15 protein-coding genes and 4 pseudogenes are annotated in these 20,511 nt (G+C 56.1%); 10 read left to right on the forward strand and 9 right to left on the reverse strand.

Annotated features, from left to right (window positions below):
* Positions 1 to 77: 77 nt before the first annotated feature.
* From HNR03_RS01000 to HNR03_RS01025, 5 genes and pseudogenes are all read left to right on the forward strand, one after another.
* Positions 78 to 1,184 carry a D-alanyl-D-alanine carboxypeptidase family protein gene (locus tag HNR03_RS01000; protein WP_259150157.1) on the forward strand — a complete coding sequence of 369 codons (1,107 nt, stop codon included), beginning with the start codon at positions 78 to 80 and terminating at the stop codon, positions 1,182 to 1,184.
* A gap of 66 nt (positions 1,185 to 1,250) precedes the next feature.
* The gene (locus HNR03_RS01005; protein ID WP_259150158.1) at positions 1,251 to 1,547 is read left to right on the forward strand and encodes a DUF6388 family protein; all 297 of its coding nucleotides are present in this window, start codon (positions 1,251 to 1,253) and stop codon (positions 1,545 to 1,547) included.
* Positions 1,548 to 2,087: 540 nt separating this feature from the next.
* A complete protein-coding gene (locus HNR03_RS01010; RefSeq protein WP_259152060.1) occupies positions 2,088 to 2,285 on the forward strand; it encodes a hypothetical protein in 198 nt (65 codons plus the stop codon).
* A 482-nt stretch (positions 2,286 to 2,767) separates the two neighbouring features.
* A pseudogene (locus HNR03_RS01020) lies at positions 2,768 to 2,878 on the forward strand (transposase domain-containing protein); the annotation flags it as partial.
* Positions 2,879 to 3,221: 343 nt separating this feature from the next.
* Complete coding sequence (locus tag HNR03_RS01025) at positions 3,222 to 4,709, forward strand: SulP family inorganic anion transporter (RefSeq protein ID WP_259152061.1); 1,488 nt, start codon at positions 3,222 to 3,224, stop codon at positions 4,707 to 4,709.
* Between the two features lie 148 nt (positions 4,710 to 4,857).
* On the opposite strand, the gene HNR03_RS01030 is transcribed toward HNR03_RS01025, so the two are convergent.
* From HNR03_RS01030 to HNR03_RS01055, 6 genes and pseudogenes are all read right to left on the reverse strand, one after another.
* Positions 4,858 to 5,454 carry a lipocalin family protein gene (locus HNR03_RS01030; RefSeq protein WP_259150159.1) on the reverse strand — a complete coding sequence of 199 codons (597 nt, stop codon included), beginning with the start codon at positions 5,452 to 5,454 and terminating at the stop codon, positions 4,858 to 4,860.
* Between the two features lie 469 nt (positions 5,455 to 5,923).
* Positions 5,924 to 6,755, reverse strand: a pseudogene (tnpC, locus tag HNR03_RS01035) (IS66 family transposase); the annotation flags it as partial.
* Positions 6,756 to 6,797: 42 nt separating this feature from the next.
* Positions 6,798 to 7,382 carry an ROK family protein gene (locus HNR03_RS01040; protein ID WP_259150160.1) on the reverse strand — a complete coding sequence of 195 codons (585 nt, stop codon included), beginning with the start codon at positions 7,380 to 7,382 and terminating at the stop codon, positions 6,798 to 6,800.
* Between the two features lie 127 nt (positions 7,383 to 7,509).
* A complete protein-coding gene (locus tag HNR03_RS01045; RefSeq protein ID WP_259150161.1) occupies positions 7,510 to 9,339 on the reverse strand; it encodes a glycoside hydrolase family 15 protein in 1,830 nt (609 codons plus the stop codon).
* Positions 9,323 to 10,195: a hypothetical protein gene (locus HNR03_RS01050; protein ID WP_259150163.1), complete on the reverse strand. Its 873-nt coding sequence runs from the start codon at positions 10,193 to 10,195 to the stop codon at positions 9,323 to 9,325. Before HNR03_RS01050 ends, HNR03_RS01045 begins: the two co-directional genes overlap by 17 nt.
* A 60-nt stretch (positions 10,196 to 10,255) precedes the next feature.
* Positions 10,256 to 10,872, reverse strand: a pseudogene (locus tag HNR03_RS01055) (hypothetical protein); the annotation flags it as partial.
* Between the two features lie 286 nt (positions 10,873 to 11,158).
* Here HNR03_RS01055 and HNR03_RS01060 point away from each other — a divergent pair.
* From HNR03_RS01060 to HNR03_RS01070, 3 genes are all read left to right on the forward strand, one after another.
* Positions 11,159 to 11,587: a DUF2231 domain-containing protein gene (locus tag HNR03_RS01060; protein ID WP_259150167.1), complete on the forward strand. Its 429-nt coding sequence runs from the start codon at positions 11,159 to 11,161 to the stop codon at positions 11,585 to 11,587.
* Entirely contained in the window at positions 11,584 to 12,876 is a 1,293-nt protein-coding gene (locus HNR03_RS01065) for a sorbosone dehydrogenase family protein (RefSeq protein ID WP_259150168.1), read from the forward strand. The genes HNR03_RS01060 and HNR03_RS01065 overlap by 4 nt, the downstream gene beginning before the upstream one ends.
* Positions 12,877 to 13,194: 318 nt before the next feature.
* Positions 13,195 to 14,442: a sodium:proton antiporter gene (locus HNR03_RS01070; protein ID WP_259150170.1), complete on the forward strand. Its 1,248-nt coding sequence runs from the start codon at positions 13,195 to 13,197 to the stop codon at positions 14,440 to 14,442.
* A gap of 159 nt (positions 14,443 to 14,601) precedes the next feature.
* On the opposite strand, the gene HNR03_RS01075 is transcribed toward HNR03_RS01070, so the two are convergent.
* The 3 genes and pseudogenes from HNR03_RS01075 to HNR03_RS01085 form a co-directional block, all read right to left on the reverse strand.
* Positions 14,602 to 15,939, reverse strand: coding sequence for a DUF2254 domain-containing protein (locus HNR03_RS01075; protein WP_259150172.1), 1,338 nt, complete (start codon positions 15,937 to 15,939; stop codon positions 14,602 to 14,604).
* A gap of 59 nt (positions 15,940 to 15,998) precedes the next feature.
* Complete coding sequence (locus tag HNR03_RS01080; RefSeq protein WP_259150175.1) at positions 15,999 to 16,517, reverse strand: peroxiredoxin; 519 nt, start codon at positions 16,515 to 16,517, stop codon at positions 15,999 to 16,001.
* Between the two features lie 434 nt (positions 16,518 to 16,951).
* Positions 16,952 to 17,116: pseudogene (locus tag HNR03_RS01085) on the reverse strand (protein kinase); the annotation flags it as partial.
* 1,224 nt (positions 17,117 to 18,340) lie between these two features.
* Here HNR03_RS01085 and HNR03_RS01090 point away from each other — a divergent pair.
* Positions 18,341 to 19,156 carry an alpha/beta fold hydrolase gene (locus HNR03_RS01090; protein ID WP_259150177.1) on the forward strand — a complete coding sequence of 272 codons (816 nt, stop codon included), beginning with the start codon at positions 18,341 to 18,343 and terminating at the stop codon, positions 19,154 to 19,156.
* Positions 19,146 to 20,321, forward strand: a complete 1,176-nt coding sequence (locus HNR03_RS01095) for a PAS domain-containing sensor histidine kinase (protein WP_259150179.1) — start codon at positions 19,146 to 19,148, stop codon at positions 20,319 to 20,321. The genes HNR03_RS01090 and HNR03_RS01095 overlap by 11 nt, the downstream gene beginning before the upstream one ends.
* Positions 20,322 to 20,511: the final 190 nt, after the last annotated feature.

Below are 20,511 nucleotides of genomic sequence, written 5' to 3' on the forward strand. Positions count from 1 at the left end.
TGTTAACCGTTCTCTGTGTAACAACGCCTCTTGCCTGGGCTAACCCTGCTCTGGCTGACAATAACACTCGAGGGGCCATGATCCCTGCTGCGCCGAAGCTCGGCGCTAAAGCCTGGATACTGATCGACGCTGAAACGGGTACCGTTATTACCAGCCACAGCGGTGATAGGCGTCTACCGCCAGCCAGCCTGACGAAAATGATGACGGCATTTGTCACCAGTCGCGAAATCAAGGCCGGGCGTATGAAAGCTGATGACAGGGTGACTGTCAGCGAAAATGCCTGGCGTACCGGCGGCTCACGCATGTTTCTTGACCCCGGTAGCTCGGTTTCGGCTCACGACTTGCTCAGCGGTGTGATCATCGACTCGGGTAATGACGCAAGCGTTGCTCTCGCCGAACATGTAGCCGGAAGCGAAGGCGTCTTCGTTGGGATGATGAATTCGACCGCTACTACACTGGGGATGAGCAACACGCACTTCATGAATTCCACTGGGCTGCCTGAGCCCGAGCATTATTCATCGGCCCGAGACATGGCAACGTTGGCTCGGGCGATCATCAGCGAAGGTGCTGGCTCCTACGCTCTATACGCCAAGAAACACTTCACCTGGAATGGAATACGGCAAGCCAACCGCAACCTTCTATTGTGGCGAGACGCAAGCTTCGACGGATTGAAGACCGGCCACACCGAAGCGGCTGGCTATTGCATGGTAGCTTCGTCGCACCGAAGCGGGCGGCGTTTGATCAGTGTGATCTTTGGTGCAAGCAGCGAACATCAGCGCACGGCAGAAACGGAAAAGCTCATGGGTTACGGCTTTCGTTTCTACGACACCAAAACCTACAAAAAAGCCGGCGAAATACTCACGTGGTCTGCGCTGTGGAAAGGTAAAAATCGATCAATCGCTCTGGGATTACTGGACGATATGACCCTCACCTTGCCCAAGAATAAAAATCGGGAATTAGAGACACGCATGGAGATCGATGGGCCACTCGAAGCGCCTATCGCAATTGGGACCGTCGTAGGAAGACTGGAACTGTACGATGCTGGGCAAAAACTGGGGAGCCGGCCCTTGATAGCACTTGAGGACGGTGAAAAAGGCAGTTGGTGGACACGTTGGTGGGATACGACGCATCTGTTTTTTACCCAAATGGTTCGCGGCTGGTTCGATGAGACTGACACTGCCTGACGATGGTAAATGCCATATCGCGCCAAGGCAAAAATTCCCAGACGGCTCATAAGGCTGGAGCAGCTGATGAACTCAGATGATTTACGAAGAGAATTAGCGCTCTCGAAATTCTTCAGCGGCGACTCATCGCTCAACGATGCAGTCCAGGGACTGAGTCAGGACGAAAAAAAATTGTGCATTGAGTCAGCCTTTGAGCAAGAGGCTACGCGTCTGGGAATAGAGGTGTGGGAACTAACCCTGACACTGATTTCAGAATCTCCCGAAGAACTGAAATACCTGATCCTGGAGTTCCATCGAGAAGTCGCAGAAATGGTAGAAATGGACTGGAAGGAGTATTGCAAACTGAATGGGATAAACGAGTAAACGCCCCTAGAGCCCATATTCCAATACTACGCCTCACGTACTGAGCTGTGATTAGTTAATGTCTATAGAACGAGCGTAGATTCCCGTTCTGAGAAGATCGTGTCAAGCTGCCCCAAATTAAGCCGCTGGCACTCGCTCTCAGCCTCTGCACGGGACTGATAGGTAGTCTGAAGTCGCAGCTTTCCATCATTGTCGTAGAGGTTAAAACCTATGGGTGCGGTTTGGCAGTAGAAGCGCGATCCGCTACGTGTGGATCCAGTTTCCGTGGGGACTGCAGGAACAACAACAAATCTCGAAATCATCTTCACGCCCTCTCCAACATACCCTCACTATTAGCGGCTAAAAGCCACCACGGCAAGCGAACACCAGCAGTTTCCGATGAAGAGCACGAACGGCCAGCAAATGGTTGACAGACCTCCGACAAGGCATGTGACGCGGATTGCCAGCGAACATAGACTTGCTGGAAGGTCATCCATTCCTAAAAATCCTCAGTGCTACGCAGTTCTTTTTTACGGGGGAACGGCAACACCAAATTCAGACATGCTTCCATCCCTGCTTTTCAAGATCAATCAAAACCAGTTAGCCATTGAGGCTGCGATCATGGAACTGACGATTTGGGTCGAGCAGCACGGCGCCGTTGAAGTCGCCGGCAACGTTCGCGGTGCGCTGGAGATAATCAGCAAGAACGAAGAGTTCATCAATATGACACTCGCAATACTGACGCCTCCGAGCGATTAAATCCCTGTAGCAACGAGTAGACAGGCGGCAATCAGCCGGCCCTTCGTGGGTTTACAACACCAGGGCCGTATCAATCTCACTTCCGTACATGACTGGGGTTCAGGACGAAGTATCAAGTCAGCCTGATCGCACAATACGTCCGAGCTAAATCAGACAAAGGCTCCCCTGGTCCCCGGCTCGCCAAGACATCGGTCAGCTGTGTGTCCGAGCACGATGTTCGGACCTTAGTCCGCGTGGTCGTCAGCAGTGGTGCTCATCGCCAAGCCATCAGCTTTTTCGCCGACCTCACCCAGATGTTCAGCTGGGGCAGAAAGCGTCAACCTTGGCGGGCCTTATTGACCGAAGGCGATTCGACGGAACTGGTCGATATCTCCCCTCTGATCCCTACTGACTACGAGGCAGAACGAAGCCGGATCCTTTCGGCCATAGAGCTGCTGGAACTGCATAACCGTTTCCAACAAATGACCGCCGATTACAACGCCCTCAACGGGAATGATCCGTATGCTTACTTCAAGAATGTTCTCACACGTCTGCCGACGCAGCGTGCGAGTGAGATTTCCCAGTTGCTACCGCACAACGAGTACTCCGTTTAAGTGAATAAAATCCTGATGCTCGCCTTACTCCGATGAGTTCCCGTGTTGCGCACAACGCGCTCCTGTCGCCTGCGGTTGTACGAGCACGCCGCAGCCGGTTATCATTCCGTCGTCTATTTACGACACCTCGAAGGAAATACCTTGCTCCGTACCAACTGGCTGCCTACGCCGCCATAGCGCAACGCCCCCTCGCTCCACTCTGACCGCCTCCTAGCTGCGGACTCACTTTGCTGCGCTCAATTTTTGGCCGTGGCTAACCCAAAACTCAACTGAATACAGACGCACCTGCATGGCTCAGCGCTCGACGCTGCGCGTCATGCCGTGCCTGCTATGGGTAAATTCAATGCTTGCAAAGATCAAAGCCGCTTGGCTATCAAATGTCCGGGCGGATGTCCTCGCTGGTCTCGTCGTTGCACTGGCCCTCATTCCTGAAGCCATCGCGTTCTCCATCATTGCCGAAGTTGACCCCAAGGTTGGCCTCTATGCCTCCTTCTGTATCTGTACCGTTATCGCCTTCGTTGGCGGTCGCCCCGCGATGATCTCGGCAGCCACAGGCGCCATGGCGTTATTGATGGTGAATCTGGTCAAGGATCATGGCCTTCAATATTTGTTGGCCGCCACGCTACTCTGTGGCGCATTGCAGATCATCGCTAGTTACCTTCGCTTAGGGGAGTTGATGCGCTTCGTTTCACGCTCGGTTGTGACCGGGTTCGTCAACGCGCTTGCGATCCTCATTTTCATGGCACAGCTGCCAGAACTCACTGGCGTCACCTGGCCCGTCTACGCGATGACTGCCGGGGGATTGGCAATCATCTATCTGTTTCCACGGTTGCCGATGGTGGGCAAGCTGCTCCCTTCGCCACTGGTTTGCATCTTGGTGCTCACCGCGATTTCGGTTTATATGGGGCTTCATATCCGTACCGTTGGGGATATGGGTTCACTGCCTGATAGCTTGCCGATCTTCATGTGGCCTGACGTACCGCTAAACCTGAATACTCTACTTATCGTGCTCCCGTACTCCGCTGCGATGGCGGTGGTGGGTTTGCTGGAGTCGATGATGACTGCGACCATCGTCGATGACCTGACCGATACGTCCAGCGATAAGAGTCGGGAGTGCAAAGGTCAGGGCATCGCCAACATCGCGAGCGGTCTCATCGGTGGTATGGGGGGCTGTGCAATGATCGGTCAGTCGATGATCAACGTGAAGTCTGGTGGCCGAACTCGCCTGTCGACGCTGAGCGCAGGTGTACTGTTACTGATTATGATGATCTTCCTGGGTGATTGGCTAGCCCGTATTCCGATGGCCGCCCTAGTCGCCGTGATGATCATGGTATCGATCAGTACCTTCAGTTGGGGTTCCATCCGCAGCCTCAAAGAGTACCCGCTCTCCACGAATATTGTGATGGTCGTGACGGTGGTCGTGGTCGTCGCTACCCACAATCTTGCATATGGCGTCGTAGCGGGTACATTGCTAGCTGCCATGTTCTTCGCTAACAAAATTGCCCATTACCTGAACATTGCCTCGAAACATGATCCTGAACATAGCCATCGCACGTACTACGTGGTCGGGCAGGTATTCTTCGGTTCAGCAGATCGATTCACCAACGCCTTCGACCTCAATGAAAAACTTGAGACACTCACGATTGATCTTCGCGACGCCCATTTCTGGGACATTACGGCAGTCGCTGCGTTGGATAAGGTAGTTCTTAAGCTTCGTCGTGAGGGTGTTCAGGTCGATGTTATCGGTATGAGCCGGGCAACCTCCACACTCGTGGATCGATTCGGTGTTCACGACAAGCCGGATGCCATCGAAACGCTCATCAGCCACTAATCGAACTGACCTGGCCCTTTACTGCCAGCACTTGTGCAAAGCCCTGCAAGTGACCGTGGTTTTGAAGGGCACATGGGGAAGTGGTATGTGTCGGAGGCGAAAGACACCCTTCGTTGGAATTTAAGTCGTCAAGGACTGGACGCTTACGCTATTGCTGTGTCATCAGCAGTTGTTCCACGATGAAGCCTTTGTCTTTCAGTCGTTCCAGTAGTGCCGCGTAAGCCTGCGGCTCTACCAGAGTTGTTCGCGACAAAATCCACAAGTATTTGCGTGTCGGCTCGCTGACGGCGACCAATTGATATTGTTCGTCAAGATCAATAATCCAGTAGTCCCCCCACACTGCCGGGACGAACGACATCCAAGCTGGTGCGAAACGCACCTTGAGCCTGGGAGAGTTCGGAGCACCCACTTGCCGACCAATGGCGAGCGCAAAATGCAATTGGCCATTGCGCAATCGACACCGGTTGACCGCTTGCACCGTACCGTCGACCTGTAGATGGAAATCGGTGCGGGTGAAACCGGCGCACCTTTTCTGAAACCGGTTGGGGGTGCGGGCGATCTCGTACCAGGTACCCATGAATCGAGGCAGATCGATGCTGGCTACAGGTTGCAACGGCAGACTGGAACTGACTGCCTGAACGACAGGAATGGTAAAACTCAACCCGACCCCAAGCAGGCTGGTAAAAAGGTAGCGAACTATTCTGCGCATAGGACTATCGCTCAAGATTGGCAGTCGACGATGCATACCTCTATGCCATCGGAGAAATCAGGTATATGTAGATTGGCCCCTCACCTCAACGATAGACCATAGCCAGCTCAATCCGAGAAAAAACAGGGATCGGGGATCGGGAGCATACGATCCGCTGCGCAGACAAACCTCCATGTAACCTACAGACTTAATCATATGCAGCTCCCCACCAACTGACGCGTCAAATCAATGGACTAGTTCAACTTGCGCGGCCCCGAGACAGCGCCATAAGGCCTGCATTGGGTAGCTAAGGCCGCTGCCTGGGAGCGCCGATGCGAAACTGACCTCGGCACCGGTCTAATACGGAACCACTATCGTGGGGGACATGTATACGACTGCGTCAGGACGGACGGGAGTTAGCAACCCTCCCTCTTTGGTCAGTGAGTTTTCGGACATGCATGGTCTGGCTAAACCGGATGAAGCGGTTAGATTCGTGATATGCGTCCGGGCATCACGTCTTGCGTGATTAGATCGGCTGCCACCGATGCGGCAGCCACTGATCAATTTCACTCGCCCGTTGTGTCGGCAGGCGCGTAAGAACGTCCTGCAAATAAGCATAAGGATCACGACCGTTCAGCCGCGTAGAATAGATCAAGCTCATTATCGCCAGAGCCCGTTTTCCGCTGCGTAGAGCCCCTGCATAGAGCCAGTTTTCACGTGCAAGAGCCTATGGTTCCCCGCCCAATTATTATCAATGGTACGGCCCCGTCATCGAGGTAGCGCACAGCGCTGCCCAGCGTTTAAGTCTGTAATCGAGAGCTCTGCTGATAGCCGAACCTCCGGGCACAAGATCACGTTGGGCGATCATCCAGGCATGCGGCCTATCTATCACCGGTACGGCTTTTTCTTACCGTATTCGGCACCGTGAATCCGACTCCAGATCAAGCACTTCGCTCTCGATTTTCGTACAGCAACTGGATGTAGAGCAGGGCCTGCTCGATGATCTGGCTCTTGTTAGTAGCGGGCAGTTCGACGAATTTTCGCCGGGCATGGGCCATGCAACCGATCTCGGTCACGCCGAGTTCGAAGCTGGCCTTGTAACCACCAAAATCGTCGCAGACCAACTTACTTTTCCAGCCCTGCAGGAAGTTGCGAGCATGCTCACCGGCGCGACTAATGCTGAAGTCGTAGACGACAGCGGCTGTTTCGCAGAACTGGCTGGTGGCGTAAGCCCAAACATAAGAACGGTGGGTTTTCTTCGAGCCCGGAGCGAGCATTTGCACGGGTGTTTCAACCGCGTGCACGACCTGCTGCCCGATCACTACGTCACGCAGGGCATCGATCAAGGGCTGCATCTCATAAACAATGTTGGCCGAGTTGATGCAATGCCGAGGTCGCGTTCATGGAAGGTCCTTGTAGGTGTTCGGTGACTTGACCAGCAGCGACTCGTCCCACAGGCGAAAGCCGCCGAAAAAGGCTGCCGCGTTGTTGCCCAGCCGGCTGCGCGGTGGAAGTGTTTTAAGGAGGTCGGCCTGTCCGCCGCCGATGACGATCTCGTCGGGCAAAAGTGCCGCGCTGAAGCCCTCGACGACGGCGTGCACCTTGCGCCGCCACTTCTTCTTGCCCAGGCGCTTGTAGCCGCGTTTGCCGAGCAGGTCTTCGTAATCGTGCCGCTTGCTGCGCCGTAGGTGGCCGAGTTCCATCACCACGATTTGCCCGTCGACGATCAGCGCGGACCCCAGGCCGGTGCCCAGGCCCAGGAACAGCATCTTGCCGCCCCGATAGCTGCCGAGGGCCTGCATTGCCGCGTCGTTGGCGATGCGCACCGGTCGGCCAAACGCCGCCTCGAAGTCGAAGCCGATCCAACCTGGCGCCAGATGATGGGGCTCTCGCGCCGGGGCGCCCTGATTGACGACGCCGGGGTAACCGATTGATATCACCTCGAAGCACCTGTCGGCGGCCATCTCCAGCACCCCGTCAACCATCTGCTTGGGTGTGAGCCAAGGCCCGGATTTGAACTTGCGCCGAGTCGTCTACTGAGCAGACATTTGACGTGTGAACCGCCGACGTCGATGACCAGGATCTTCGGTTGCGCTGCCTTTCGCGGAGTGTTCATGGCCGCCCCTTAACGGTGACCGGTCGCTCGCCTTTGCGGCTCGATTCATCGATCTGATCCGGCGCCAGCGAAAGCAGCCGTGCGGTGTTGACCAACGCCATGTGGCTGAGGGCCTGCGGGAAGTTACCCTGCATGTGTCCACTGCGGGGATCGAACTCCTCCGCCAGCAGGCCGACGTCGTTACGCAAAGCGAGTAGACGCTCGAACAGCGCTTCGGCCTCAGCGCGACGGCCACTCACGGCAAGGCAATCGGCCAACCAAAAGCTGCAGGGCAGAAAGACTCCTTCGCCCGGCGGCAGGCCGTCGACAGACGTCGCGGTCTCGACCGGGTAGCGCAGTACCAGGCCGTCGACGATCAGTTCGCGTTCGATCGCGGTGATCGTAGCCCGAACACGGGGATCGTCCGGCGGCAGAAAGCCTACCAAGGGGATCAGCAGCAGGCTGGCGTCGAGCGCCTTGCTGCCATAGTACTGAACGAAGCATTGGCGCTTCACATCCAAGCCTGCTTCGCAGACCTGCGCGTGGATCTGATCGCGGGTGCGACGCCAGGCCTCGACCGGGCCTTCCAGGCCATAGCGTTCGACAGCCTTGATCCCGCGGTCGAAGGCGACCCAGGCCATCACCTTGGAGTGGGTGAAGTGCCGTCGCGGCCCACGGACTTCCCAAATGCCTTCATCCGGCTCTTGCCAATGCTTGTCAAGGAAGTCCAGCAAGGCACACTGGATGCCCCAAGCATGCGGCTGTGGCACCTGCCCCGCCGCGCGCGCCAGGTGCAGGGTGTCCATCACCTCACCATAGACGTCGAGCTGGAACTGTTCGGCCGCTGCATTGCCGATGCGCACCGGCGCGGCCTGCAGATAGCCAGGCAGCCACGCGATTTCGGTCTCTTCGAGCCGGCGTTCGCCGGTCACGCTGTACAGAATCTGCATGTCGGCCGGGCTGCCTGCCACGGCACGCAGAAGCCAGCCGCACCAGGCCTCCGCCTCTTCGGTGTAGCCGGCGAGCAGCAAGGCGTTCAGCGTGAAGGTCGCGTCGCGCAGCCAGCAATAGCGGTAGTCCCAGTTGCGCACACCGCCAGGGTGCTCCGGCAGCGAGGTGGTTGGCGCTGCAACGATGCCGCCTGTGGGCTGATAGATGAGCGCTTTCAGCGTCAGCAGGGAGCGCAGCACCGCGTCCTGCCAATGGCACTCGAAGCGGCAGCGTCGGGACCAGTCATGCCAGTGACACTCGGTCTGCGCCAGCGTGCATTCGGCGTCGATGGCCTGCTGCGCCGGCTCATGCGACGGCCGGTAGTTGAGTATGAAAGGCACACGTTCACCGGCGCCGATCTCAAAGTCGGCCCGCGAGGTCATCTGCTCGCCGCGCGCGTGCACCGGTGTGTGCAACTCGAGCGTGTCCGGCCCGGCGGTCGCGAACAGCGTGCCGTCGCGCCGGCACACCCAGGGGACTATGGAGCCGTAGTCGAAACGGATGACGAGCTCCATGCTCATGGCCACGCAACCCCGCAGGCCCACGACGATGCGTAACACGTCCCAACGTTCGTTTGACAGCGGCATGCAGTCGATCACGCGCACGGTACCCAACGCGGTCTCGAAGTCTGTTTCCAGGATCAGGGTGCCTTCTCGATAGCGGCGACTCACCGCGGTCACTTCACCGCGTGGTGCGATCGCCCAGCGCCCGTGCTCTGGACCACCCAACAGGGCGGCAAAGCAGGCGCCTGAATCGAAGCGGGGCAAGCACAGCCAATCGATTGAACCATCGCGGCCCACCAGTGCAGCGGTGTGGCCGTCACCGATCAAGGCATAGTCTTCAATGGGCAGGGGCACAATTCAGCTCCCCGTTTCGGCATTGCGCCAGCCGCCATCGGCGGCCATGAAATGGTCCGCGGCGGGCGGTCCCCATGAGCCCGCGGTTTACACCTGGACCGGGGGTCTCAACGAGCACGGTTTCGACCACGGTCCACGCGGTTTCGATGGCGTCTTCACGCGCAAATAGCGTGCCGTCACGGTCCATCGCGTCAGTCAGCAGAGGTTCATAGGGAGATTGCTCGCCGGGCTCCTCTTCGAACAGCAAGAACTCGCGCTGCTCGTCGACGAATTTCTCGCCAGCCCGACTGACGCGGGTGGCGAGTGCGATCGTCGAGTGCGGTGACAAATGAAAGCGCAAATAGTCGACACCCCCGCTCACCGCCGCGTGGCCAAAAAGATCCTGCGGCGTCTTGAAGCGTACCACCACTTCACAGGCGCTGGTCGGCAGGCACTTGCCTGAGCACGAGCACCAGGGCAGGCCGATCCCGCGCCAGGAATCGATATGCAGGCGCAGCACGCAGAAGGTTTCGACATCGGAGTCGTTCGCGACCTGCGGCTCGACGCGATAGCCCAGGTTTTGCCCGCGAAAGATGTCATCACCGCTCAGCGGCCGCATCGCAGCGAAGACATCAGCTTTGTGGCGGTGCACCGCTTCGAAATGGCGGCTCGCTGGCGGTTCCATCGCCAGTAGCGCGACGATCTGGAACTGGTGGTTTTGCATCATGTCGCGAAGGCAGCCCGCGCTTTCGTAGAATACCCCGCGTCCCTCAACGCCGAACTGCTCGGCCAGCGTAATCTGCACGCTCGCGATGTGTTTACGATTCCAGATCGGTTCAAGAAAGGAATTGGCGAAGCGAAAGTACACAATGCTCATGATCGCTTCTTTGCCCAGGAAGTGATCAACGCGGAAGATGGCGTCTTCGGAGAAGGCGTCCAGTGCGACCTGGTTGAGTTCGCGTGCCGAGGCCAAATCACGGCCGAACGGCTTTTCGACGATGACTCGCCCGCCTTCGGCCAGGCCGGCGGCCTTGAGGCCGCGGATGATCGTGGGGAACAGTGCAGGTGGGATCGCGAGGTAGAACGCTGGGCATGCGCGCCGTGCAGGATGAGTCGCAGCGCATCGAAGGTGGTAGCGTCCTTGTAGTTTCCGCTGTCGTATTGCAGCGCAGTCAGGAGGTTACCCAGCATATGCGGATCGACTTCGCCGCCAATGTGCTTGATGCTTTCACGGGCTCGCGTACGCCATTGCTCGACACTCCACTTTGACGAGGCCACTCCGATAACCGGCACCTTCAGCGCACCGTTTTGGGCCATTGCATACAGCGCAGAAAAGATCTTCTTATAAGCCAGGTTGCCGGTGGCGCCAAAGACGACCAATGCGTCGGCGGATTGCGCGTGCGAATCGGTAACGTCGGAGTTCATCTGTGGCAGCCGCGCAACAAGCGGGTGACCATGCTGGCACCCATACGACCAAGGTTCGTCATACCAATTTGCATTTTGATGCTCCCGCTGGATGGCTCCGCACGAACACTGTGTCTTCTCGACGATCATAGACCGACATTGATTTCTACGCTAACCGGTTCTGGCAATGGGTCTGGTTCAGGCACTGTCTGGCCGCACGCCACAAGCGTCTGTTCGCTGCCGCACACACAGGGCAGCTACTAGTTTGTGTGCTGAGGACGATGCAAGTGGCGCCGTAAGCGCCTATTTAGATGAGAAAATACGGTGAACTATGTTCCCGGCGAATTGATCCCAACCTATGCGCACTCTGCGCGGCCCTGATGGGCCAGTTCATACGCACGCAGCATATGCCCCAGCAATATAATACGGAGCCGCCGTGACCATTACCGCCAATCCCAACAATCGGAGTCCGCCAAGCCCGCTGCACTCGATATTGCTTGCCGGAACCGTCCCGCTGTTTCTCGGCGCTTTGCTGAGTGATATCGCCTACTTTCAGACGTACCAGATCCAGTGGAGCAACTTCTCTTCCTGGCTTATCGCTGGGGGGCTGGTGTTCTGCGGGCTCGCCCTGTTGTTCGCACTCGCCAATCTGATCCGGGCTGACCGCAAAGTTGGGCGCCCCTTGATGTACTTCGTCTTACTAGTGGTTACTTGGGTGCCAGGACTAGTCAACGCCTTCGAACATGCCAAGGACGCGTTCGCCGCCATGCCATCGGGCCTCATTCTTTCAGTACTAACCACGCTGTTGATTTGCTCTACTGCATGGCTTGGACTCACAAGCGAACGTCGAGGAGATGGGCAATGACACACTCGATTAAAGTTACGGCGTTAAGCATGGTGTTATTGTTAAGCGGTTGCGGTGACGGAAGGGATGGCGCACAGGCGTTTGGTCCTAACCCCAAAATGCCTGTTCCCCAGCGCGGTCTCTTACCCAACATGAAGATTGCAGAACCGGTCATGTGGGGCGATCAAAAGCCGACTGTGCCTCAGGGTTACAGCGTGAGGGCGATCGCAGTCGACCTGAAAATCCCTCGTCAGACGCTCGTGCTGCCCAATGGCGATATTCTCGTCGCAGAAGGCCGTGGCGGGAATGCCGCGGAACTCAAACCGAAGGATGTGATCGCCGGTTATATCAAGGCGCAAGGCAACACCAAGGTCAAAGGTGGCAACCGTTTGACCCTGCTGCGAGATGCTGACGGTGACGGTGTCTACGAGACGAGGACTGTATTCGCCGAAAACCTCAACGCGCCGTACGGTCTGGCTTTGGCCAATGCCAAATTGTACGTGGCAAATCAAGACGAATTGGTTCGCTTCGATTATGAAGAGGGTCAGACCAAAGCCAGCGGCCTTCCGACCAAGGTCACTGACCTTCCCTCCGAGATAAACCACCACTGGACCAAGTCGTTGACCGTCAGCGCCGATGGGCGTTTTCTCTATGTGGGCATCGGTTCGAATAGCAATATTACCGAGCGCGGGATGGAGGTTGAGCTCGACCGGGCGAGGGTTTGGCAAGTGGACGTCGAGACGGGTGCTCACAAGCCTTATGCGACCGGCCTTCGTAATCCGACGGCGTTAGCCATTCACCCGCAAAACGGCCAGTTATGGGCGGTGGTTAATGAGCGCGATGAACTGGGCCCGGATCTGGTACCGGATTACTTGACCTCTGTTCGCGAGGGCGCATTTTACGGCTGGCCCTACAGCTATTGGGGTCAGAATGTCGATACTCGCGTGCAACCACAGAAGCCCAAAATGGTTGCTGCTGCCGTCAAACCTGATTACAGCCTCGGCTCCCATGCTGCTGCGCTTGGCGTAGACTTTTCCGTACCTGCTATGGGGGACAATTACGCGGAAGGTGTATTCATTGGCGAACACGGGAGCTGGAATCGGGATAATCCGGTGGGTTACAAAGTAGTCTTCGTACCGTTCAGCAACGGGTACCCTCATGGTGAGCCGGTTGACTTCGCTACGGGCTTTCGTGATGCCGACGGGAAGACTCGCGGACGGCCAGTAGGCGTAACCGTAGACCCCCGCGGTGCACTCATCATCGCCGACGACCTTTCGAACACCTTGTGGAGGGTTACTCGTAATCGATGAATTGTGATCCTCGGCAGAACAGCCCTGTCTGAAAAGTGCCAACGTTGTCACCGTTCACCGCAAAGTAGTTGTCATTACCGAGGTGAGCGGCTAACCACCGCGTCATTGGCTTCACGCTTAGGCCGTAGCGGTGGTGTTTGCATCTCACAAAGAAAATCATCCTGATCGATGAATTGGCGATGAAAGCACAGGCTGTCAGGCTAAAAACGACGTGGAAATACGCTGCGTGCCTACGCTACCTTCGCAAGAGGATCTGTCTGTTCGCTGGCAATTTCTTTTCAACGAAACAATTGCCCTTCCAAATGGAGACTTCCGGCCATGCTGGACACTATTGCGGCTTTCTTCTGTATCACCGCAGTGCTCGCCTATCTCAATCGCCGCTATGTCGGTCTACCCTCCGCCATCGGGGTAATGGCTATTGCCTTGAGTCTGTCATTATTAAACATGGCATCCGACTCGCTGGGTTTCCACGCGTTACACACTTTGGAGCAATCGCTAGTTGAGTCCATCGATTTTTCCGAGTTGCTAATGCAAGGCATGTTGTCGCTGCTGCTATTTGCTGGTGCGCTGCACATCGACTTGACTGAGCTGCGTGCTTACAAATGGCAGATTGCATCCTTAGCAGTGGTCGGAACCACTTTATCGACACTGCTCATAGGCTTCGGGCTCTGGGGATTGTTATCCCTGACCAGCCTAGAGTTGCCGCTTTCCTATTGTCTGGTGTTTGGGGCGTTGATCTCGCCTACAGATCCAATTGCCGTAATGGGCATTCTAAAGTCAGCGGGCGCACCAAATAGTGTTGAACTAGTGATTTCGGGGGAGTCTTTGTTCAATGACGGTGTCAGCGTCGTGCTGTTTTCACTAATTCTGGCGATCATCGCAAGCGGGGACGTGCCGTCGATCAGCAACGCATCGCAACTCTTATTGACGGAAGCGGGGGGAGGCATCCTTTTAGGCGCCGTCTTCGGGTACATCACCTATCGCCTACTCAAGAGTATCGACAGCTATCAGGAAGAAGTCCTCATTACCTTGGCTGCTGTACTCGGCGGTTATGCCTTGGCGACGCGCCTGCATGTTTCCGGACCGCTGGCGATGGTGGTAATGGGACTGATCATAGGTAATCAAGGGCGATCCCACGCGATGTCCGAACAGACCGAAAAAAATCTCGACATGTTTTGGGAGTTGATCGATGAAATTCTGAACGCCGTGTTGTTTGTGCTCATCGGCTTGGAGGTGGTTCTGATTCAGTTTTCCAGTCCACTGCTCAATACGGGCATGATGGTCATAGCGTTGACTCTACTGTCTCGATTGCTGACGGTCGGGGCTCCGATTGCAGTCTTAGGTCGACGCTTCAGGCTTCCCAAAGGCGCCTGGAGTGTAATGACCTGGGGAGGGCTGCGCGGCGGAATATCAGTGGCACTGGCATTGTCGCTGCCGCGAGGCGAAGCTCGCGATGTTGTGGTGGCCCTGACGTACCAGGTAGTGGTTTTTTCTATTCTGGTACAGGGTATATCGGTTGGAAAATTGGTAAAGAAGGTGATTCCCTGCGATGTAGCAGAACGCTGATCGAATGCTCAGCTCATTAAAACAGGATGGATTCGCGTTCTACCAAATTGGTCGCCATCGATCGCAACATGTTATTTGAACCGTTGGTCTGACATCGCTGGAATGAAACATAAACTCGAAACACATCTGATCTATCTGACGACAAGACGCATCGTTTTGTCAGCACCGAACCGCACGCAACCGTAGTGTTGTTGCTGTATAACGCGTCTCGACGGCGCTCACGTCCTCCGGATCCGGCACTGCTTCTCGCGCCCCTTTGACGATCATGTTGACGTGACGCTGGAGACAGTCCGCGTCTTGCGAACAATGTACATGGTTAGCAATCTGGGCGATGGCATCGAGCATGCGGATAGCCACCGCCGGGTTCGAGCGCCCGCTTTGCCTGATCTGGTTGAACGCTGTGTCCACGATGCCTGTAAACGTGGATCCTGGCGCGATCACCCGCAGTCGCTCTTCGCTGTCAAATCGTAGGGGGGACGGGATGTCCCGTCGGGCCAATCGACAGAGGGCGGACCCTAGGCGATCCACGCAGGCGACAGCTGTGAAAGGGTCATTGATGCCCGGGGACAGCGCTCTCAACGCAATCTCGACCAACTGCTGGAAGGAAAACTCCACATCCTGTGCAGCAGTTCGCTGATTACCCAGTACAAAGGCGGCGTTCAGTTTAGCCGCCAAGGTTTCGGTAACACGCTCAGATGGCCAGACCATTAGCATCGCCCGGCCTTTGATGAGGTAATGCCCTGGCCGGCGCTCAAGCCGAATTAATAGATCTTCTTTGGTGGCCAACGCCATCAGGACGTCAGCATCGATCAGTTGGAGATAACCGTCCTCAAGGGCGTTCACCACAGATGCATCGCGCACGAACATCGCTGGCAGGGTGGCTTCGTTTAAGGATCTTAAGGCTGCGGATCCAGGGCTGCCAAAGTCGCCGGGAAATAAACTGTCGATCCCGCCGTCGAGTTCGCGACCGACTCGTGCCACGACCTGATCTGCCTGGATCGAGACCGATATGTGGTGGATGAAATAGATCAACACCCCGACACTGATAATCGCCAGCAGAACACCTATGCTGACGGAGAGATGAGGTACGAATGCCACTTCGTCGGCACGACGGATGGTTCGCAGAACGAGCAGACAGTACACAAACGTCGCAACAAAGGTGCCAAGCACCACTTGGTTAGCGGTGTCGCGCATGAAATTGCGCATCAAACGAGGACCCAACTGGGACGAAGCAAGCGACAGCGCCACCAATGTCATCGAGAACACAGTGCCGGCTATGGCTATCATCGAGCCCGCAACCGTGCTCAGCACCAGGCTTGCACCCTCCGCCCCACCTGAATAGCTCCAGCCAACCAGCAGCAACCAACCGTCAGTAACGGTTTTGTCGAGCGCGACGCAGGAGAAAGCCAAAACTACGGCCAAGCATGCCATGGTTGCTGGTACGAACCAGAAACTCGACCGAAGACGATACCAGTACTTCAGTAGCAACGTTTTCAAAAGCGTCTCTCCAATTCGCCAACCTCAAATGAGTGATGCTGCATCCCACAAAGTTCTTCCTACTTGATCGAGCGAAGAGCCTGTTTTATATCCATGAGCTTGGCATTGTCCGGCTTGCCCTCGACGCGGGCAAGAATGTTCCCTTGAGCGTTCAGAACAAATACGAATGCTTTGGCGCTACTACTTGGGATGTTCAAAGCGGTCTCGAGGTTTGACTTACTCAAAATCCAGGTTTGGTCCTGATAGCGCGCCGGGATTTTCTCTTTGGCCCGACCAATGGCATCTTCCTCGCTCATGAAAAACGGAAGGTCGATCGCAAGCACGTCAATGATGCGTACCTCTCTCTGGTTAACATTTTTACGCAGCGCCTCGGCCCATAGGCGGGTGTCCGTTGCAGCCTCTGTGCTTGGCGTAACTATCAGTATCGTCGGCTGGCCGATCAACTGGGCGGAACTGACTTTTTCGCCTGTCAGCACAGTCGCCGTAAAGTTTGGAATTGGGCTGCTAGAGAGCTGCGACCAAGCGTAAATCGGCGCCAGCAGCAAAAGCGCGATAAAAATCGTGAGGGACGTTTTCATCTGAGCATAACCTAGACATGGCTCAAGAAATTCTGATGTGTGTCTATAGATGTTAGACGTGCATGTGCGTTAGTGATTTTTTAGGGGCTTATTCATCATTATTATCAAATACCAAGCGCCTATTTGTTCAAATCGCGAGATGTTGCTGTCATAAATGGTAATTATTGGTCTACTACTGCCCGTCGCGAAGGGATGAAACCGGCCGTTCTCTGCCCCCGTGTCCGCGAAGTGTGGTGATCAAATCTGATGCAAATGACTGGGCAGGTGGAATGTCATGTTTAGGGAAGTCTGCAATTACACACCAGGCTCCTGCTACCAGAGGCCGAATAGGGCAAACTCAAAAACCACTATCCAAAGCTCTATAGGCTTGAACCCAGAGCTACTTTCCCTCCTCCCCGCAGTTAGGTGAGCTGTGAGTTGCGCAAACATATCTTCCCGGGCAGCGTCGGCTGACCGCGCATCGTCATGATTTCCATCTTACGCACCATGGAGTTGCGCTGAACGCTCTGGCGCAGCCAGATCAGGCCATCGGTCACGGTGAAAATCGGGTTGGTGTCGGTTCCGGTGAAATATTCGCCGATCAGGAAGGTGGTCGCCTGTTAAGCCAGTCCACGATACGACTACCGACCCCTAATGTTTAAGGCCTCAATCAACACCAACCGCTCAGGTGACCAATTCGGTTCAATGCCAGGCAAGCGAGCCAAGTGAGAGTGCCCACTTACATTGTTGCCGCGGACCGTAAACTGACCCAATTAAAGGCTGCCGGGTGAGCTTTCAATCTGCGCCAACCGGTCATGGGTGCTTTTAGTCATTCGCGAGTCCGCCGTTTCTGGCTTGACTGTACGACCTCAAAAATGATCCGCACGACTATGCGCCCTCTCCTGTTTCTACCAAAAAGCTACCTCATCATGTAAAGCCCGATCAGCCATGCCTCTCGGAACGTACCGACTCGGATCGGTCAACCCCGATTCGGCACCGAAGGGAAACTATCCGTGAAGACCGCCCATTGTCGAATGGCAGTGTCGGATCCAGTCCTACCAAGCCACGGGCATCTGGGTTCACAGTAAATAACGGCATCTAATGCGATAAAGCCTAGAGCCTGCCGTACGGCAGCGCCATGCCCATCGCCTTCGTTGGGCACGGTTCTGCCGGTGCCTGAACGCCCGCCATCCCGCTGAGGGGAAGCGCCAGGCTAATCATGAAAACCATGCAAAACCGCAGATAGCGTTTCATGGGCTGGAGTGTAGCCGTGGAAAATGGCTCTTAGAATTGGACGCGTGGCATAAACAGTCAGCCAAGGGACCTTACTCACGCGATAACACCGCACCTGAATAAAGCCAGCAATACAGGCATTAAATCGACGCTAGTGACAAGCTTGTTCAAGTTCTCCCCGACTTAGGCAGCGCTCAAACCAATCCAGCATGCCCCCAGTAGGTGTTCCTCCGATTCGGATCAATGCATTCGGCACGACAAAACCAGTGTGTTGAGCCAAAAAATTTATGCTCCGACCTGTTAAGCCTCTACTTTGATACTGTGTTGTATACCTCAGCAACAGGTCATTTGCTGCCCGTTGCGACTGACCGTAATCGGCTGTGGATTCAACCGGTCGACGCAACAGATTGGCATAATCATCCGCCCGGCTCGATCTAGACGCCAACTCCCCCAAATACGCGACACCGTAAAAGAGAGACCGAAGGACATGACAGTGCCTGGCACTGCCTTTTATCGATGCCCATCCGGCTATTCTACGTGACCGCAACCCCCTCACTATCTACACTGCCTGAGACGCCAAAAACACCTTCGGCACGCTCGGGATAACACGCATGGACCTTCAATATCGCAACAACACACGCGTGATGGGCGACGGGCCGGCAACGCTGGTCTTCTCACACGGCTTCGGCTGCGATCAAACCATGTGGCGCTATGTCGTAGACCACTTCACGGGGCGTTTCAAAGTCGTGTTGTATGATCTGGTCGGTGCGGGTCAGTCCGATCTCGGTGCGTATGACAAAATAAAATACAACTCGCTGGCCGGGTACGCCCAAGACCTGAATGAGATCATCGATCAGTTCGCCACTGGCCCGGTGATTCTGGTCGGCCATTCCGTCAGCGCCATGATCGGTGCTTTGGCAGACAGCCAGTCCCCCGGAAGAATCGCCGCTCACGTGATGATTGGTCCCTCGCCCTGCTACATCGACTCCGACGACTACGTGGGCGGATTCAGACTCGAAGACATACACTCCCTGCTCGACACCCTCGACAGAAACTACCTCGGCTGGTCCAGCACGATGGCGCCCGTGATCATGGGAGCGCCCGGTCAACCGGCGCTGGGCGAAGAACTGACTAACAGTTTCTGCCGCACCGAACCCGAGATCGCTAAGCAATTCGCGCGGGTAACGTTCATGTCGGACAACCGCAATGACGTCGTCGGGCTGGACACGCCGACCTTGATCCTGCAATCCACCGACGACCTCATCGCGCCCGTCGCCGTGGGTGAATACCTGCACACCGTACTCCCCAACAGCACGCTCTGCCTGGTGACCAACGTCGGTCATTGCCCGCACATGAGCGCCCCGAGTGCCTGTTCCAAAGCCATGGACAGCTTCCTGGCGCCGTGGGGGGGCGCTCATGTCTACTGATGAACCGCCACTGCCCGACCCGCAGATGCTATTTGAAGGTGCACCGTGCGGCCTGGTAGTGACAAAAGAGGACGGCACAATCCTGCGCGCCAACCTGACTTTCAGCAACTGGATCGGCTTCGATTCCCAGGCGTTGATCGGCCGGCGCTTTCAGGACCTGCTGACCATGGGCGGGCGCATTTTTCATCAAACCCACTGGGCGCCGCTGATGCGAATGCAAGGCTCAGTGGCAGAGGTGAAACTTGATCTGGTTCACCAAGACAAACACTCCGTCACCATGCTGCTTAACGGTGTAAGGCGCGAGCACGCCAGTGGCGCCTTTTATGAGCTGGCACTGTTCGGCACCACCGACCGCGACAAGTACGAGCGCGAACTGCTCAGTGCCCGAAAAATCGCCGAAGACTTGTTGCGAGAGAAAACCACCGCCGAAACCTCGCTCCAGCATGCCCAAAACGAACTGAACAATGCCTATGAAAAAGCCAAACGTCGCGCCTCGTTCGCCGAACAAATGGTCGCCATCGTCAGCCACGACCTGAAAACCCCGCTGACCGCGATCAAAATGGCCTCAGACATCCTCGCCCGAGGCAAACACACCGCCAAGGAAGTCAAAATGCTAGGCCATATCAGCCAGTCGGCGAACCGCGCCGAACGGATGATTGCCGACCTGCTGGACTTCGCCTTGGTCAGAGTCGGACGCGGCATTGCGATCACGCCCGCACCGGTGGACCTGCACGCATTCGTCAGCCTGAGCGTCGATGAACTGCGCATTGCGTTTCCTAACGTCACGTTGCTGCATCAGTACAGTGGATCAGGTGGCGCTTATCTTGATGCGGATCGGGCGCAGCAGATTATTGGAAATCTGGTGGCCAACAGCGTGGCTTATGGTGATTTGAAACAGCCGATTTTGATCACTTCACGACTCGAAGAAGATCAAGCCGTAGTGTCGGTGCGTAACCAGGGTGAGGTTATCCCAGAGTCGCTGATGGCCACTTTGTTCGAGCCTATGTCCCGTGGCACGGAGACCGATAGCGACACGCGTAGCGTAGGACTTGGGTTGTTTATCGTGAGGGAAATCGCCAGGTCACATGGCGGAGATGTTTCGGTCAGCTCAGGCGCCGAGGAAGGTACGACGTTCACTGTCTACTTTCCGAAAATCCATATTTAAAACCACGGTAATCCAAAAAGTTGGTACCTATCGGCCTAAGGCGGCCTTCGCATATCTCATTGCTCTGGCTGCTGGGGTTTCCTGATAGGCCAAACGCTTTCGGAGCGGCAGAGCTTGAGACTGAGAATACACTCAGGATCAGAGTCTGGTCGCGTGGCGGTTTTTCCGCTTGAGGATTGATGAGTGACCG

This window comes from Pseudomonas sp. JAI111, assembly GCF_024809425.1.
Taxonomy (GTDB): Bacteria; Pseudomonadota; Gammaproteobacteria; order Pseudomonadales; family Pseudomonadaceae; genus Aquipseudomonas.

Bases quoted from the DNA above. Each gene is read 5' to 3' on its own strand.
- HNR03_RS01000 (WP_259150157.1), top strand. From the start codon at position 78: ATGATCCCTGCTGCGCCGAAGCTCGGCGCTAAAGCCTGGATACTGATC.
- HNR03_RS01005 (WP_259150158.1), top strand. From the start codon at position 1,251: ATGAACTCAGATGATTTACGAAGAGAATTAGCGCTCTCGAAATTCTTC.
- HNR03_RS01010 (WP_259152060.1), top strand. From the start codon at position 2,088: ATGCTTCCATCCCTGCTTTTCAAGATCAATCAAAACCAGTTAGCCATT.
- HNR03_RS01025 (WP_259152061.1), top strand. From the start codon at position 3,222: ATGCTTGCAAAGATCAAAGCCGCTTGGCTATCAAATGTCCGGGCGGAT.
- HNR03_RS01030 (WP_259150159.1), bottom strand. From the start codon at position 5,454: ATGCATCGTCGACTGCCAATCTTGAGCGATAGTCCTATGCGCAGAATA.
- HNR03_RS01040 (WP_259150160.1), bottom strand. From the start codon at position 7,382: ATGGTTGACGGGGTGCTGGAGATGGCCGCCGACAGGTGCTTCGAGGTG.
- HNR03_RS01050 (WP_259150163.1), bottom strand. From the start codon at position 10,195: ATGAGCATTGTGTACTTTCGCTTCGCCAATTCCTTTCTTGAACCGATC.
- HNR03_RS01065 (WP_259150168.1), top strand. From the start codon at position 11,584: ATGACACACTCGATTAAAGTTACGGCGTTAAGCATGGTGTTATTGTTA.
- HNR03_RS01070 (WP_259150170.1), top strand. From the start codon at position 13,195: ATGCTGGACACTATTGCGGCTTTCTTCTGTATCACCGCAGTGCTCGCC.
- HNR03_RS01080 (WP_259150175.1), bottom strand. From the start codon at position 16,517: ATGAAAACGTCCCTCACGATTTTTATCGCGCTTTTGCTGCTGGCGCCG.
- HNR03_RS01090 (WP_259150177.1), top strand. From the start codon at position 18,341: ATGGACCTTCAATATCGCAACAACACACGCGTGATGGGCGACGGGCCG.
- HNR03_RS01095 (WP_259150179.1), top strand. From the start codon at position 19,146: ATGTCTACTGATGAACCGCCACTGCCCGACCCGCAGATGCTATTTGAA.